The organism is Acinetobacter sp. YH12239 (assembly GCF_013417635.1).
In the GTDB taxonomy this organism is placed as follows: Bacteria; Pseudomonadota; Gammaproteobacteria; order Pseudomonadales; family Moraxellaceae; genus Acinetobacter.
Genome location: NZ_VPDP01000012.1, coordinates 1 through 14,842, shown reverse-complemented (window position 1 = coordinate 14,842; position 14,842 = coordinate 1). Strand labels below are relative to the sequence as shown.

Annotated in this window: 13 protein-coding genes; 10 read left to right on the top strand and 3 right to left on the bottom strand. The window is 38.3% G+C overall.

Annotated features, from left to right (window positions below; translation table 11 throughout):
- Window positions 1-5: 5 nt before the first annotated feature.
- The 6 genes from FTV17_RS10905 (at window position 6) to dnaX (ending at window position 7,412) form a co-directional block, all read left to right on the top strand.
- The gene (locus tag FTV17_RS10905; RefSeq protein ID WP_179999491.1) at window positions 6-860 is read left to right on the top strand and encodes a MaoC/PaaZ C-terminal domain-containing protein; all 855 of its coding nucleotides are present in this window, start codon (window positions 6-8) and stop codon (window positions 858-860) included.
- A gap of 68 nt (window positions 861-928) precedes the next feature.
- Entirely contained in the window at window positions 929-2,188 is a 1,260-nt protein-coding gene (locus FTV17_RS10900) for a serine hydrolase domain-containing protein (protein WP_373687205.1), read from the top strand.
- 69 nt (window positions 2,189-2,257) lie between these two features.
- Entirely contained in the window at window positions 2,258-4,027 is a 1,770-nt protein-coding gene (gene cpaA / locus FTV17_RS10895) for a metalloendopeptidase CpaA (protein ID WP_179999487.1), read from the top strand.
- A gap of 3 nt (window positions 4,028-4,030) precedes the next feature.
- Window positions 4,031-4,648: a metalloprotease secretion chaperone CpaB gene (cpaB, locus tag FTV17_RS10890; protein ID WP_179999485.1), complete on the top strand. Its 618-nt coding sequence runs from the start codon at window positions 4,031-4,033 to the stop codon at window positions 4,646-4,648.
- 60 nt (window positions 4,649-4,708) lie between these two features.
- Window positions 4,709-5,158 carry a copper resistance protein NlpE N-terminal domain-containing protein gene (locus FTV17_RS10885; protein WP_179999483.1) on the top strand — a complete coding sequence of 150 codons (450 nt, stop codon included), beginning with the start codon at window positions 4,709-4,711 and terminating at the stop codon, window positions 5,156-5,158.
- Window positions 5,159-5,285: 127 nt separating this feature from the next.
- The gene (gene dnaX, locus FTV17_RS10880) at window positions 5,286-7,412 is read left to right on the top strand and encodes a DNA polymerase III subunit gamma/tau (protein ID WP_179999481.1); all 2,127 of its coding nucleotides are present in this window, start codon (window positions 5,286-5,288) and stop codon (window positions 7,410-7,412) included.
- On the opposite strand, the gene FTV17_RS10875 is transcribed toward dnaX, so the two are convergent.
- Window positions 7,409-7,852: a thioesterase family protein gene (locus FTV17_RS10875; RefSeq protein WP_179999479.1), complete on the bottom strand. Its 444-nt coding sequence runs from the start codon at window positions 7,850-7,852 to the stop codon at window positions 7,409-7,411. The two genes, dnaX and FTV17_RS10875, sit on opposite strands and share 4 nt — an antisense overlap.
- Before the next feature lie 37 nt (window positions 7,853-7,889).
- On the bottom strand, window positions 7,890-9,050 hold the full coding sequence (locus FTV17_RS10870) for an iron-containing alcohol dehydrogenase (RefSeq protein ID WP_179999477.1): 1,161 nt from the start codon (window positions 9,048-9,050) through the stop codon (window positions 7,890-7,892).
- Window positions 9,051-9,163: 113 nt separating this feature from the next.
- On the opposite strand from FTV17_RS10870, the gene FTV17_RS10865 reads away from it, so the two are divergent.
- Genes FTV17_RS10865 through FTV17_RS10850 form a run of 4 tightly spaced genes read left to right on the top strand, consistent with a single transcriptional unit; the run spans window position 9,164 to window position 12,901 of the window.
- Window positions 9,164-9,685, top strand: coding sequence for a low molecular weight protein-tyrosine-phosphatase (locus FTV17_RS10865; protein ID WP_179999475.1), 522 nt, complete (start codon window positions 9,164-9,166; stop codon window positions 9,683-9,685).
- 12 nt (window positions 9,686-9,697) lie between these two features.
- Entirely contained in the window at window positions 9,698-10,750 is a 1,053-nt protein-coding gene (gene murB / locus FTV17_RS10860) for a UDP-N-acetylmuramate dehydrogenase (RefSeq protein ID WP_179999579.1), read from the top strand.
- Complete coding sequence (locus FTV17_RS10855) at window positions 10,743-11,873, top strand: YdcF family protein (protein ID WP_179999473.1); 1,131 nt, start codon at window positions 10,743-10,745, stop codon at window positions 11,871-11,873. The genes murB and FTV17_RS10855 overlap by 8 nt, the downstream gene beginning before the upstream one ends.
- Window positions 11,873-12,901: an alpha/beta hydrolase gene (locus FTV17_RS10850; protein ID WP_035266046.1), complete on the top strand. Its 1,029-nt coding sequence runs from the start codon at window positions 11,873-11,875 to the stop codon at window positions 12,899-12,901. The genes FTV17_RS10855 and FTV17_RS10850 overlap by 1 nt, the downstream gene beginning before the upstream one ends.
- A gap of 36 nt (window positions 12,902-12,937) precedes the next feature.
- On the opposite strand, the gene FTV17_RS10845 is transcribed toward FTV17_RS10850, so the two are convergent.
- Window positions 12,938-14,608, bottom strand: coding sequence for an FMN-binding glutamate synthase family protein (locus FTV17_RS10845; RefSeq protein ID WP_179999471.1), 1,671 nt, complete (start codon window positions 14,606-14,608; stop codon window positions 12,938-12,940).
- Window positions 14,609-14,842 lie beyond the last annotated feature (234 nt).

The following is a 14,842-nucleotide window of genomic DNA, read 5'->3' as shown; positions in this document are numbered from 1 at the left end:
TTAACATGAAAACACGTCACTTTAGTCAATTGCCAAAAGCTTATCTAGCTTATCCTAAAGTCATTAAAGGTTTAATTTTTAAAAAACCGAAAGGCGAGAAAACACTTCCACAAGTGGATTACATCGTTGATGAATATCGTGTTGATCATGACCATTTAAAATCGTATAACGAAATTTGTGGTTATAAGAATAATGGATATGTACCAGCGACTTACTTGGCTGTCATTTCTCAAAGTTTGCAGATGCAAATGATGACACAAGAACCTTTCCCATTTGCTTTGCTGGGTTTAGTTCATATTCGTAATCAAGTTAAGCAGTACCGCAAAATTGGAGTGAATGAAACCATCACGCTATCATGCAAATTTGGTGAGTTAAAACCCCATGACAAAGGTTTGCAATTTGACTTCATTACGACTGCAAAAGTAGGAAATGATGTAGTGATGGAAGGTTTAACGACCTATCTTTCTCGTCAAAAAACAAATACTTCATCTGCTTTGAAGGCTAAAGAAGATCAGTTGCCTGAATTTAAATCACAGGGAAATTGGAAAGTCGCTGAAAATACGGGTCGTCGCTATGCGCTTGTTTCAGGTGATTTTAACCTCATTCATATTCATGCAGTTACAGCGAAAGCATTTGGTTTTAAACAAGCGATTGCGCATGGCATGTGGAGTAAGGCTAAAGCATTAGCAAGTATTAGTTTACCGGATGCTTATGATGCTGATGTTTATTTTAAGTTGCCTATGTTTTTACCATCTGAGGTTGAATTTTTAACGGGTGAGCGAGATCAAGCGACACATTTGTTAGTTCGTAATGCAAAATCGCAAAAACCTCATGTTTCAGGTGTTGTGAAACCACTTTAATAAATGCTCAAGGCCTAACACATTCGTTAGGCTTTTTTATAACTATAAATCAAGGATAGAAGATGAAAATTCTAAAAGATTTAATTTACGCTGACACACATAATTATAAGGGTACGGTTCACCATCAGTTTGCAGATTTGGCACATTTGTTTAGTCGTTTACAAGACACTCGTACGGAACAAGGTGGTGCATCTTTGGCTGTATATTATGGTCAAGAAAAAGTGGTTGATATTTATGTTGGAAAAAAGTCTGCGAGTGAAGAGTGGTCAGAAGACACGATGGCGATGTGCTATTCCACCGGAAAGGGGATCTTAGCGACTTTGGCGCATATTCTAGTGAGTGAAGGGAAATTAGACTATCGTCAACCCATAGCTGATTATTGGCCAGAATTTGCTGAACATGGAAAATCTAAGATTACTTTGGCTGACGTATTGAGTCACCGTAGTGGTTTATATGATGTTAGAAATGTCATTGCTCAAGCATCTGAAATGGCAGACTGGGATCACATGCTCAATGTGATGGCTAGCGCGACACCACGTTTTAAACCCAATTCAAATTATGCATATCAAGCACTTACGTATGGCTGGTTATTAGGAGGGCTAATTGAAAAAGCGACTCAGCAAAATCTTTCTGAGCTGATGAATCAATATTTAGTAGAACCACTTCAATTAGATGGTGCCTATTTTGGTGTCCCTCAGGATCAACTTTCAAGAATAGCCAAACCTCTAGAAAAAACAAATACTGAAAGAAAGTCATCAACTACTCAAGTTGCAAAACAAAAGAAGAAAAAACAGAAAGTTTCATTTTTGGATCGTATCATTCAATATTCTGGTCAAAATCCTGATGATTTTATAGATGCAATGATTCCAAAGGGAATGAAGGGTTTTAGCTTTTTTGATGATCGTGTTCTGACTCAACCCATTCCTGCTGCTAATGGTGTATTTACAGCCAGAAGTTTAGCGAAAATCTATGCCATGATGGCGCACTATGGTCAGTTCGAATCAAGACAATTTATCAAGCCACTTGTATTCAAACAACTTTCGCAAATTCAAAGCTATGATCGAGACAAGGTGATGCCAATACCTATGCATTGGCGTTTGGGTTATCACAGAGTTATCACGCTGGGTAAAAGTGCAAAAAATGGTTTTGGTCATATGGGCTACAACGGATCAGGAGCTTGGTGTGATCCTGAAAGAAAATTAAGTTTTGCCTATACCCATAATTATCCTGTTGGGTCAATTACAGGGGATTATCGTTTATGGAGTTTATCGCAAGAGGCAATGAGATGTGTGGATCACATTAATAATGGTAAAAAGGGATGGTTTTAACATTTAGAAAGGGGAATTTGTATTTATAATGTACACTAACTTTAACTAAAATAAACAAACAGTGACATGATGAATAAAAAAATTACCTTTTTACTAATGGGTTGTTTGATGAGTGGTGTTGTGGCAAGTACAGTACTTACACCAAACCAAAATCAGCAAAGCGGTCAGATTCCGAGCGGTTATGCTGAATTAGAATTTAAATTAGGTGATGGAAATTGGACGAAGCAAATCTATCTGCCAAACAATCCAAAAAATAATGACAAGATTAGAATTTCTTCGTCGGCGGGATATGCTGCATATCTAGATACTTCCAATATAGATATTCCACTTGAGTCAATTCAAATCAATAGAGGAAACACATTCGACTTTATTTATAGTGAATCTTTAAAAAAATGGCGAATCAACAGTGCACCTAGTGCCATTGTCGATAATTCAAGTGTACAAAATATTATATCTAATCAACAAATCATACAGCGAGTTCATCTAAAAGATGGCGCTTGGACAAAGAAAATAGTATTGCCGAGCGATGTAGCTAACAATACGGTAATGTTGATTGAATCTGATGCAGGCTGGGATTCATCAATTGATACAACAAATCTTCTTTTTTCGAGTAATTTTAATTTAAAAAAAGGAGATCGCTATTGGTTTGTATTTAATCAAAAACTAAAAAAATGGGTTCCTGAATATATCAAGCCGAGACAAATAAATGTTAGTTCAGTGGGTACTCAGTTAAATAAAACCGATAGCCCTTTAACTGAAATTATTTTTGGTGATGGAAATTGGGTGTCACAATTCACGTTACCAAGTTCAGCATATGACCGTGATCGTGTGATCGTGAAGTCGACTGCAACATGGGAAGCTACTATTTCAAATCAGAATATCAATACCTCAGCAACTTTAAAACTAAATAGAGGTGATCGATATGAATTTATGTTTGTAAAAGAATTAGCGAAGTGGATTTTAGTTTCTGCACCAGAACTTGTGATACAAGCGAGCGATTTAAATAATCAAAAAGTTCCTGATCCTAAACAACCACTGACACGTGTTAAGTTGGCAAATGGAAATTGGCAATCAGTAATTAATTTACCTGATCGTGCTCAAATTAATGACAAAATAATCATAAGTTCTGGAGCGGCGTGGAGCAGCACAATTCAGGCATCCAATAATTTACGACAAACGATTCAAACTGGGGAAACGCAACGTTTTATCTATACATCTCAAGGATGGCAAGCTGATAGTTCAACGATTGACATGCTTTTGGTGAGTAGTCCTGCTGTTGCAGAGAAATTAGGTGCAAATGCAGCGAAAATAAGGTTGATTGAAGGCTTTGACCTAACCAATGTGTCTGCAGAGAATTCAAATGCCAAGTTCTATCTGCGAAATGTTGGTTATCTGCAATATAAAACACCAAGTTCTAAAACATTAAACAATGTCCTTGATATTGGTCGTGTGGACAAAGTTATTCAGAATGAGCGTAATCGCTTAAAAGCTGATGCTGTATATTATGAAGGTGATGAAGAGGGCTGTGGTTTAGCTTACTTACTTGAAAACCCTAACTCAAATTATATGATCGGTAGTGGAAGTATTAACTGCGGAATCACGGTTTTACGTCATGAATTCGGTCATAATATGGGGGTGGATCATCATGATACCGCTGGACCAGCACGTGGTTTGGAGCATCCTTTGGGTAGTACGATTATGGGAGGTAATAGTATCTCTTATTTCTCAAGCCCAGATTTATTCCATCCAAAGTATGGATACCAATTAGGGGGTACGAATGATCGTGATGCTGTCACTATGATTAATAAAAATGCTAAAGCAGTGTCGCTATTCAAATAATTTATGAAAGTAATTTATATTTTATTGGGTGTAGCAGTTTTTGTGACTGCTACATTTACGTTATATCTAAAACCCGAAAAAGACAAATCATCTGCGAGCTTACAGCAGCATCAAGTTGAAAATGAACTGGGTCAAAATGTTAATGCTCATGACGAACGCCTTGAAAATAAGAATGAATCATCGAGTTCTCATCTGATGGCTGAGCTTATGCCTGTACTAGAACAAAATGTTGAACGGCATATGATTCTTCCAGAAAGTTTTCAGCATCGGGCTGACTCGAGTTATTTATTTAAGTTTAGTCCTGATCAAGTGGCGAGCATGAAAGAGGGCAGTAAATTTCCCTTGAAACTCTTGCAATTTGGTATCAATCGTGTGGCCGAAATTACTGAGATTGAACAAGTTGAGGATGGAATTGTGAGATATAAGGGGCAATTTGAGGATTATCCTGCTGATCTAAACTATTTTACGATTACTCAAAGTGTTGAAGATCAATATGCAATTATTAAAGTTTATACAGATAAAGGGTCATATTTTGCTGAAGTAATTAAAGGGATTGGACTCGCTTACCCTGATCAAGTTTTACATGATGATGGGGTTCACATGCATCAACATACGCATTGATTCATATGCAGACTTGAGATATGGTAATTTTCACAAAATTGTTAAAATTGATTTGTGATTATGCGCCGTAGTACTGTCATCCCATTGGTTTTGATATCGTCGATTCATATGGCTTCTTGTGATCAGTCCACGCAATCAAATCAACTCTTGAAACAGAATGATTTAATAAAAAATCAAGTAACACCTCAATATATTGGTTTGTATCAAGGTACCACGCCATGTATGGGGTGTTTTTCACGTTGTGAGGATTGTCCTGGTATGGCTGTTGATTTACAACTTAACGCAGACCAAACGTATGTATTATCACGATTAAGTCTAAGTGGTCATAACCAAGCAGAAGAAATAGAAGGTCAGTTTAAATTCATTAATACTGAGAAGTCTTTGATTCAATTAAGCGGTGTCCCAACCAGAAATATCATTCTTGTCGATTTGGTCAACAAAATGCTAGAAATTCGTATCGATGGGACTGGTGAGGAATACGAAAATTTTGATGATTTTAGTTTGAATTGAACAGGTTAAATTTTCCCAAGAAAAAAGAGTTGGGTTTAAATTGTTTTTTGAATGTATGAATGATCTGTAACGCATTCACTCTTGCCAAAAAAAACAGTATGCTTAGTCCTGTAATTAGGGAGCATTCATGTATCAGGTTCTTGCGCGTAAATATCGTCCACGTAATTTTTTAGAATTGGTTGGTCAAAACCATGTGTCGCGTGCATTAACCAGTGCTTTAGAGCGTGGTCGACTGCATCATGCTTATCTTTTTACGGGGACGCGTGGCGTTGGTAAAACGACGATTGCAAGGATTCTTGCTAAATGTCTAAACTGTGAAACAGGTGTAACATCTACGCCGTGTGAAGTATGTCCAACGTGTACCGCAGTCAATGAAGGTCGATTTATAGACTTAATTGAAATTGACGCAGCATCCCGAACCAAAGTTGAGGATACACGAGAATTATTGGATAACGTACCGTATGCACCAACGCAAGGTCGTTTTAAAGTGTATCTCATTGATGAAGTACACATGCTGTCCACACATTCATTCAATGCTTTACTCAAGACACTTGAAGAACCGCCTGAACATGTCAAATTTTTATTTGCGACGACAGATCCTCAAAAACTTCCAATTACGGTTATTTCACGTTGTTTGCAATTTACTTTGCGCCCATTGGCGGTTGCTGAAATCACTTCACATCTCACACAAATTTTAACTAAAGAATCAATTAATGCGGAAGCTGATGCGATTTGGCAGATCGCTGAGTCAGCACAAGGTTCTTTACGTGATGCACTGTCGCTAACAGATCAAGCAATAGCATATGGACAAGGTGCAATTCACTACCAAGATGTGAAAGAAATGCTGGGTTTGATTGATCGCACGATTATTTTCGACCTTATTTTGGCGATACATCAAAATCAACGGGCTAAAGTCAGTGCTTTATTACTCCAATTCCGTCAACAAGCACTTGATGTTTCTCTGGTGTTGGATCAACTCATTTCAACTTTACACGAGTTGGCGTTACTCCAATATTTACCAGACTTGAGTTTAAAATATAGTACTGAGATTAATCAGAAAATTATGCAGCTTTCGAGCATGATTTCGGCTCAAGATCTACAATTGTATTATCAAATCGCATGTAAAGGTCGTGCTGAATTACAAATTGCAGTGACTCAAGAGCAAGGCTTTGAAATGTGTGTGCTCAGGTTGTTGGCATTCCGCCCGATGGCGAATAATGAGCAGCTGACTACTCAAGCACCTCCAGAACAATCAAATGTCTTAAAAGAAGCTGAAAATTTAAATCAGATTTCGACAGAGAATTCAGAATCTATACCGGCTGATCATCAAGAAGCAGGATCGAAAATCAGTTCGCCTGAGAATAATACGAGTTCGATTCAGCCTAGTCGTGATGTAAATGATGAGGAAAATACGGATCTAATCTTGTTTCAGCAGATGATGGCATCTGATGATGAGGCTGTTCCTACGGAGTCAGTTCATCCTGAAAAATCTGAATCTGAAAGCTTGCATTCAACAGAATTAAATCATGCGGATGATGTCGGTCAGTCTGTATCTGTTGAGGTGAAACAAGAGAATTTAAACAACTCTGTGGTAGGGAGTAGGGAGATTGAGCTGACTTCATTTGGAGCAAGCTTTAATTCAGAACCTGTTGAATCTTCTATTGTTGATCAAGACAATATTTTCTTTTTAGAGCCTAAACCAAATGAACTTTCTGCTGAAAGTGCTGAATTGTCAATTCAAGAAGAAGGAACATCGAATGGCCCTCATTTCCCAAGTCTAGATCTACCCGATGAGAATAAAATTGTTGTCACAGATGTTGGTTTAAAAGGTTTAATGCCTCAAGATATTCTTAAACTTGAGCCTGTCGAATTGGTAGGTGAATGGGATACTCAAAAGTGGGAATACTGGTTCAGAAATAGCCCATTAACACCTGCGGTACAAGAATTAGCACAGCAAGGTCTTATGCAAGGTCAAATTGATGGGATATGTGAATTCTACATTCCTGCAAAATACGAAGCTTTATTACACTCACTCATTCCGAGTTTAGAAGCAGCACTCAAGCAATCATTTTCAAAATCTCAATTGATCGTGAAATACCACGAACCAAACGGTGAAACGCCTTTCGATCTGCAGGAAAAGCGTAAGCAAAAGGCATATCGACGTGCTGAAGAATTAATTCATCAAGAACCTGTCGTGGAAGACTTGTTAAAAACTTTCGGCGGTGAGCTGCATAATATTCAGCTTAAGTCTTAAGTTGATTTCGTCATAAACGTAGTTAAGGCTTCGCGTATTGAGTTTGGTAATTCAATACTTTTACGAGAGTGACGGTCGACAAATACATGGACAAAATAACCTTGAGCAGCAGGCTCTGATTGATTTTGCTTAAATATTGAAATGCTATACGTCACTGAAGATCGTCCAATCTTTTGGATAGCGACAGCAACATCGATCACTTCGGGGTAGGATAGTTCAGAAAAATATGTACATTTTGATTCAACAACGAGTCCAATGATAGGCGAAGTTTTAAAGTCAAATAGTGCGTGTTGAATAAGTAGCGCGTTCGCGGCGGTGTCAAAGTAGCTGTAATAAGTGACGTTATTGACATGCCCATACACGTCATTATCAGCCCAACGAGTTTGGATTGGAAAAAAGAATTGATAGTCAGCTCTGGTCTTTTTTGAAATAGTTGTCATATTTTATTCAGAAAGTTGATTAAAGATTTCGACTCATTTAATGATAAATTGCTTGGTAGATGCTTAAAGCATCAGCATAGCTTAGAGCTCTAGGATTGTTTTGTAAGAGGCGCGTTTGTTGCATCGCATCATTAGCTAACATCTCTAAATCTGATTCTTGTACACCTAGCTCATTGAGTTTTAAGCTCAACCCACTCTGGCTTACATGCCTTTCCATATGATCGATAAATAAATCACATAAGCCATCAGTATTGCCTTTGCTATAAGGGTCAATCCATTGCATGAGTTCAGCATAGTATTTCTTCGCTTGAGGTGCATTGAATTTCAGTGTTTCAACAAGCACGATTGCATTGGTATGACCATGCGATAAGTGATAATGCCCGCCCAAAGGATAGGCAAGCGCATGAACCGCTCCAACAGGTGCATTTGCAAATGCCTGTCCAGCCAACATAGAACCTAAGAGCATTTTTTGGCGCGCTTCTAGGTTTTGGGGTTGCTCTAGAACAAGTTTTAAATTTTGATTCAATAAATCTAATGCTTGTTTAGCGAGCAAATCAGAATAGAAATTTTTCTTTAGTTTTGAGGTGTAGGCTTCAATTGCATGCACCATTGCATCAATACCTGTAGCTGCAGTGATGTGAGCCGGGAGACCTTGAGTAAAAGTTGCATCTAAAATGGCAGTATCCGCATACAGAACGGGTGAAACAATTCCTGTTTTTGTTGTTTTGCCTGTAGTGACAATAGAGATTGGTGTAACTTCAGAACCCGTACCTGCAGTTGTAGGCACTAAGATGAGTGGTAATCGTGGCGATTGAGCTTGATTGACGCCATATAACTCAGAAATCGTTTGGGTTTGATTGGGGTGTGAAAGTACGGCAATAATTTTTGCCACGTCTAAGGAGCTACCACCGCCAAAACCAATGACTGCATCAATGTGTAAACGTTTTGCTTCATCTACTGCATTTAAGATGACTTCCTCAGGAGGGTCTGCAACGACATCGGAAAAAATACTGAACTCAGTCCCAGTAGCGTTGAAAATGTGAAGAATAGGTTGGTGGAGGTGATGATCAATCATTCCTTGATCTGTGACGAGAAGAACTTTATTAAATCGATGTTGTTTTAAAATTGAGCCAAGCTGTTGAATACTCCCTAAACCAGAAATAATATTCCCGACAGTTTGAAATTGAAATTGGCTCATCACACATCCTTTTTGCGCTTTAAATAAGATTATTGTTTTACAGTTCTATAGGATTCACTCCTTAAATAACTTAACATATGCACTGCGAAAGTATATGTATTTTTGAGGCGAAGATGACGACGAAAATGCCATACAAAATTTTATGTGTATGTTTAGGAAATATTTGTCGTTCCCCAACAGCAGAAGTGGTAATGAAACACTTTGCGGATTTAGAAAAATTAAATATTCAAGTTGATTCAGCTGGAACCAGTAATTATCACCCAAACAAAGCGCCTGATCATCGAAGTCAAAAGCACGCATTGAAACGAGGATATGATTTATCTTCATTACGTGCGAGACAGATTCGTATTGAAGACTTTAAGGAATTTGATTTAATCTTGGCGATGGATCATGAAAATCTAGTCAATATTCAGAAACTGCAAGTTGAAGCAGCGCAAATATTTCAAAACCATGAACTGCGAGCAAAAATAGAGCTCATGAGTGCCAAAGATCCTTCATATTTAAATCAACCCGTACCAGATCCTTACTATGGTGGAGATGATGGCTTTGAGTTGGTCTTAGATCAATGTGAGTCGAACAGTAAAGCATGGATTAGTTACTTAAAACCAATGTTGCAGCAGTCAAACGTTGAGTAAGATGAAAATATGATTGATATTCAAACCAATATACAACTCCAGTCTTTCAATACGTTGAATTTAAATGCTGTTGCATCTCATTATTGTATTGTTCGATCTCTTCAAGATTTGCGAGAAGCAATTCAATTTGCTGAGCAAGCTCAATTAAACATGATGATACTTTCAGGCGGGAGTAATATGCTGCTTCCTGAGTATCTAGATGCTTTAGTTGTTCAATTACATTTAGATGATCTTGTCCTGCTTGCTGAAGATGATACCAATGTAACAATTCGAGTGGGTGCTGGACGTCACTGGCATGAGTTCGTGCTATGGACAACAGAGCAAGGTTTTTATGGATTGCAAAATCTAGCATTGATTCCAGGGTGGGTGGGTGCTGCACCTGTTCAGAACATCGGTGCCTATGGCGTTGAAGTCGGTGAGTTTATTGAATTTGTAGAGGCTTTTGATCGCACTAAAAATGAAATCGTTCAAATCCAAGCGAGTGATTGTAATTTTTCATATCGACACAGCATTTTTAAAGATCACCCTGAGCGGTTTTTTATTACTGCGGTCATCTTTAAATTACTTAAACAGCCACAACTCAAAATGAATTATGGAGATTTAAAAGCTGCGATGGGCGATGACATTACGCCATATAATTTACAGCAACAAGTGATCAAAATTCGTAAAAGTAAACTTCCAGATCCTGCAGAATATCCAAATGCAGGGAGCTTTTTTAAAAATCCGATTTTAAATAAAACGAAATTTGAGGAAGTTTTACAACTTCATCCCACGATTCCACACTATCCTCAAGCGGATGGTTCTGTAAAAGTTGCAGCTGGTTGGTTGATTGACCAATCAGGCTGGAAAGGAAAAAAATTAGGAAAAGTGGGAATGTTTGATCGACAGGCTTTAGTTTTAGTCAATTACGCCGATGCATCTCTCACAGATGTGCAGGCAACCTATCGCTCTGTGCAGCAAGATGTGTTAAATAAGTTTGGTATTTTATTAGAGCCTGAGCCTGTTTTGTTCGATCAAAAAGGTTCTATTCAATCTCATTTGGTTAAAAAAGGACAGTATGTCTAGAAAACATTGGATGGTGACAACGGTGCGTATGATGGCGATCATATTCGCACTTTTGGGCTGTCTCATGGTTTTCTGGTATACACCATTTTATTCAGCACTTGTTGTAAAATCACTTCACGCATTTGTCCCTATCAAAGTTGACGAAATTGCGGCCAAGAGCCAGCAAATGGCAGCATTAACTGATAAGGAGGATTTGGAGCCTGGTTCAAGGCTGTGGATTGCAAGACAAGCTTATCTCAAGCTTATTGAAGAACAATTAAATGATCAAGGGGCTGACCAGCTTGCTGAAATTCAAACTCGCTATGTGTTATTAAAACAAAAAATTAAAGATGAATTGCTTACAGATGTAAATAAAAAGAACGAAACTAAAGAGGATGTTGTCTTCGCAATTGATCAGCCTGATTTAGCCAGTGATGTTGCCATAAGCCAAACTGATTCAACAAATTCATCCATTAATGAAGAAAAAAATCAGCGCTTGGCTTTAATGGAAAAATATGAATTTTTCCTTAGAAATCATCCCTTAGAAGAAGATGAGGTTCAAAAATTAGATCCGCAAATCTATAAAGATATCGCGTTGATTCAAAATGAAAATAAAACTTTATCAAATCAAAAAGATAAACCTTATGCGATAGTTGTGTTGGGTGGTGGGTTGACGCTAGGGGATAATAAAATTGATATCGTAGTTAATGATTACACACGCTCTAGACTAGAAAAAACACTTGAGATTGAGAAGCAAACGGATTTACCTATTGTGTTGAGTGGTGTTGAAGCACCGTACATGCAAGCTTGGCTAGCATCGCGTGGGGTGGAAGCGAATCTATTAGAGCAACGCAGCATGAATACCTGTGAGAATACACGCTTTAGTTCATTATTATTACAAAAAAAAGGAGGAGCGCCGACAGTGATTCTGATTACCGATCGTTATCATATGACACGTACACGACGTCTTTTTGCTTTGAACGGTATCAAGACAATTCCTGTTGAAGCGCCCATGCCTACAATGCTGACAACATGGCGTCCTAGCCAATTAAATTACGATCACAGTCGTCGTGCAAATTATGAATTACTTGCCACGATCAGAGATGTAATGTTTGGCTCTAGCGGTTGTCGGGAGGTGCCATAATGTCTGATATTCCATTTCTGAATCCAAATGTGTTGAAACAACTCGATTTACCCATTCCGAATCGAGAACAAACACCATTAAGGTTGGAACCTTTGAACTTAAATCGACCTTATTCTCCTTCGAAAGAGATTCAAGCTTATCGTCATCTTTACGCACTTGATCGTCTTGAAGCGAATTATTGGCAGGGTTATATCAAAATGCCTTTGTTCAAACTTCATGTGCAGGTGTATCAACCTCGCATAGAGCAGGTGAAAGGTACTGTATTCTTATTGCATGGCTATTTGGAACACAGTGGGATTTACCAACCAATTATTGGTGAATTGCTGGATCAAGGGTTTAGTGTTTTGACTTATGACTTGCCTGGACATGGGTTAAGTGATGGCAATGCTGCCAGCATTCAGAACTTTGATCATTATCAGCAAGTACTCCATGCGGTTCACCAATATGTAAAACAAGCTGATCAATTGCCTAAACCATGGCTAGGTATCGGACAGAGTACTGGTGGTGCAATTTGGATGCATCATTTGTTGGAGTTTGCTGAACAACGTAAAAATCCAATTGTAGAACGCGTATTACTCTTGTCGCCATTAGTCAGACCTGCAAAAACAGCATGGTGGCATAATCCAGTAGGCTTGGGCATCATTCGCCGTATCAAACGTGAAGTTCCAAGACATTTTAAACGCAATAATCACAATCCTGAATTTTTAAGATTTGTACGTCTAAAAGATCCACTACAACCGCGTATGATGGGGATGGATTGGATATTAGCAATGTCAAAGTGGATGTTGGAAATGGAAAATCGACCTGCATGCCGAATTCCAGTTTGGCTCGCTCAAGGTGCCCAAGATCAAACCGTAGACTGGCGTTATAATATCGAATTTATTCGCAGAAAGTTTCGCCTTCAGACCTTGCTCATGTTAGAGGAGGGATCTCATCAGTTGATCAATGAGCGTGCGGATATACGGGCAGCATTAACGGGTTTAATCCCAGCATTCTTACATGCGCAAAGTCATAAAGGATACTTTTAAAATAAAGGTGCTGATTTCAGCACCTTTTTGATAAAACTAGAATTTGCTGGCATCTGCCAAATTCCACATTCTGAAATAGAAATTTTCTTCGTCTTTATCTTTACAGTTTAATAATTGACCTGATTCTAACCAAAAATGTAATTGAGCATAATTTTTTATTTCACGATCATTTATACGTTGCGCGAGATGATGAGCTTTAATTTCACTCGGATGATTTAAACCTGCAGCTGCTATCATTTCCGCTAGTGCATGTAATGTATTTTTGTGGAAATTATAAACACGTTCTGCTTTCGTTGGTACATGTACTGCTTTTTGGCGCTCAGCATCTTGTGTTGCTACCCCAACTGGACACTGATTGGTATGGCAACTTTGAGCTTGGATACAACCGACAGCAAACATAAATCCACGAGCTGAATTCACCCAATCTGCACCTAAGGCAAAGGTACTTGCAATATCAAAAGCACTGATGATTTTACCACTTGCACCAATTTTTACTTTATCTCTTAATCCAGCACCTATTAAGGTATTGTGTGCAAACAACAGGGCTTCACGCAGAGGTGTACCGATATGATCGCTAAATTCAATCGGTGCAGCACCGGTTCCACCTTCTGATCCATCTACGACGATAAAATCAGGAACAATATTGGTTTCAAGCATCGCTTTGACAATACTCATAAATTGCCAAGGCTGTCCGATACATAATTTGAATCCGACAGGTTTACCACCTGATAGTTCACGCAATTGTTGAATAAAATGCATCATTTCAATCGGTGTATTAAAGCTAGGGTGGCTTGGCGGGGAAATACAATCGCGATCACGAGGAACACCACGAATTTTCGAAATTTCTTCTGTAATCTTATGTTTGGGTAAAATACCGCCGTGACCTGGTTTTGCACCTTGAGACAGTTTTAGCTCAATCATTTTGATATTGGGATGTTTGGCTTGAGCTTTAAATTTTTCAGGATCAAATAGACCTTCTTCAGTTCGACAACCAAAATATCCACTGGCGATTTGCCAAACAATATCTCCATTATTTTCAAGATGGTAGGGGCTTAGGCTTCCTTCGCCAGTATCATGATAGAACTGACCCATGTGGGCACCGAGATTAAGTGCGCGTATTGCATTAGCACTTAAACTCCCAAAACTCATTGCTGAGATATTCATGATTGATGCACTATAAGGTTGAGCGCACTGATCATTACCCACTTTAATACGGAAGGTGCTGGTATCAGCTGGGAGTTTCGGTGCAAGAGAGTGAGTAATGAAACGATAGTCGTCTTGATATACATCAATAATTGAACCAAAAGGCTTATCAGCATTTTCATTCTTTGCACGCTGATAAACTAAGCTACGTTGCATTCTTGAAAAGGGTAAAGCGTCTTGGTCTGATTCAATAAAATATTGACGAATTTCGGGTCTGAAATCTTCAAATAAGAAGCGAAAATGCCCCATGATTGGGTAGTTCTTTAAAATCGAATGTTTATTTTGAAGTACATCATATAGGCCTAACACACTGAGTAAACTGGTCAGTAGCCAAATAATATTAATGACACTGTCGGATAGAAAATAATAAATATAATGGGGACTGTAAAATAGCCTAAGCCACGTAATACTCAGGGCGATGATAATACATGCGAACCATACAGAATGTCTTGAAAAAAAAGTGTTCAGTAATTTATGTCTTATTGCTTGAGCAGGACTTGCCATTTTTATTTTCCATCGTTCTTTACTGTAATTACCTTACGAACTTCTATGGAATCAGACAAGTAGTGAATTGTTAGCTTACAGCTGTAAGCTAACAATTTATATTAGATCTTGTATCTTGGAGCTTGTAGTGATTAGCTTCCACTATATGCAAATTGTAGAGTTTGTAATAGACCTAAGACTTTTAGTCTGTGAAAGAGATAAAACCTACAATTTGCCCTAACCACTTGCACAACT

Coding starts and splice junctions, on each gene's coding strand:
- cpaA (WP_179999487.1), top strand. CDS start 2,258: ATGAATAAAAAAATTACCTTTTTACTAATGGGTTGTTTGATGAGTGGT.
- FTV17_RS10865 (WP_179999475.1), top strand. CDS start 9,164: ATGACGACGAAAATGCCATACAAAATTTTATGTGTATGTTTAGGAAAT.
- FTV17_RS10905 (WP_179999491.1), top strand. CDS start 6: ATGAAAACACGTCACTTTAGTCAATTGCCAAAAGCTTATCTAGCTTAT.
- FTV17_RS10850 (WP_035266046.1), top strand. CDS start 11,873: ATGTCTGATATTCCATTTCTGAATCCAAATGTGTTGAAACAACTCGAT.
- dnaX (WP_179999481.1), top strand. CDS start 5,286: ATGTATCAGGTTCTTGCGCGTAAATATCGTCCACGTAATTTTTTAGAA.
- FTV17_RS10875 (WP_179999479.1), bottom strand. CDS start 7,852: ATGACAACTATTTCAAAAAAGACCAGAGCTGACTATCAATTCTTTTTT.
- FTV17_RS10870 (WP_179999477.1), bottom strand. CDS start 9,050: ATGAGCCAATTTCAATTTCAAACTGTCGGGAATATTATTTCTGGTTTA.
- FTV17_RS10885 (WP_179999483.1), top strand. CDS start 4,709: ATGCGCCGTAGTACTGTCATCCCATTGGTTTTGATATCGTCGATTCAT.
- FTV17_RS10855 (WP_179999473.1), top strand. CDS start 10,743: ATGTCTAGAAAACATTGGATGGTGACAACGGTGCGTATGATGGCGATC.
- FTV17_RS10845 (WP_179999471.1), bottom strand. CDS start 14,608: ATGGCAAGTCCTGCTCAAGCAATAAGACATAAATTACTGAACACTTTT.
- cpaB (WP_179999485.1), top strand. CDS start 4,031: ATGAAAGTAATTTATATTTTATTGGGTGTAGCAGTTTTTGTGACTGCT.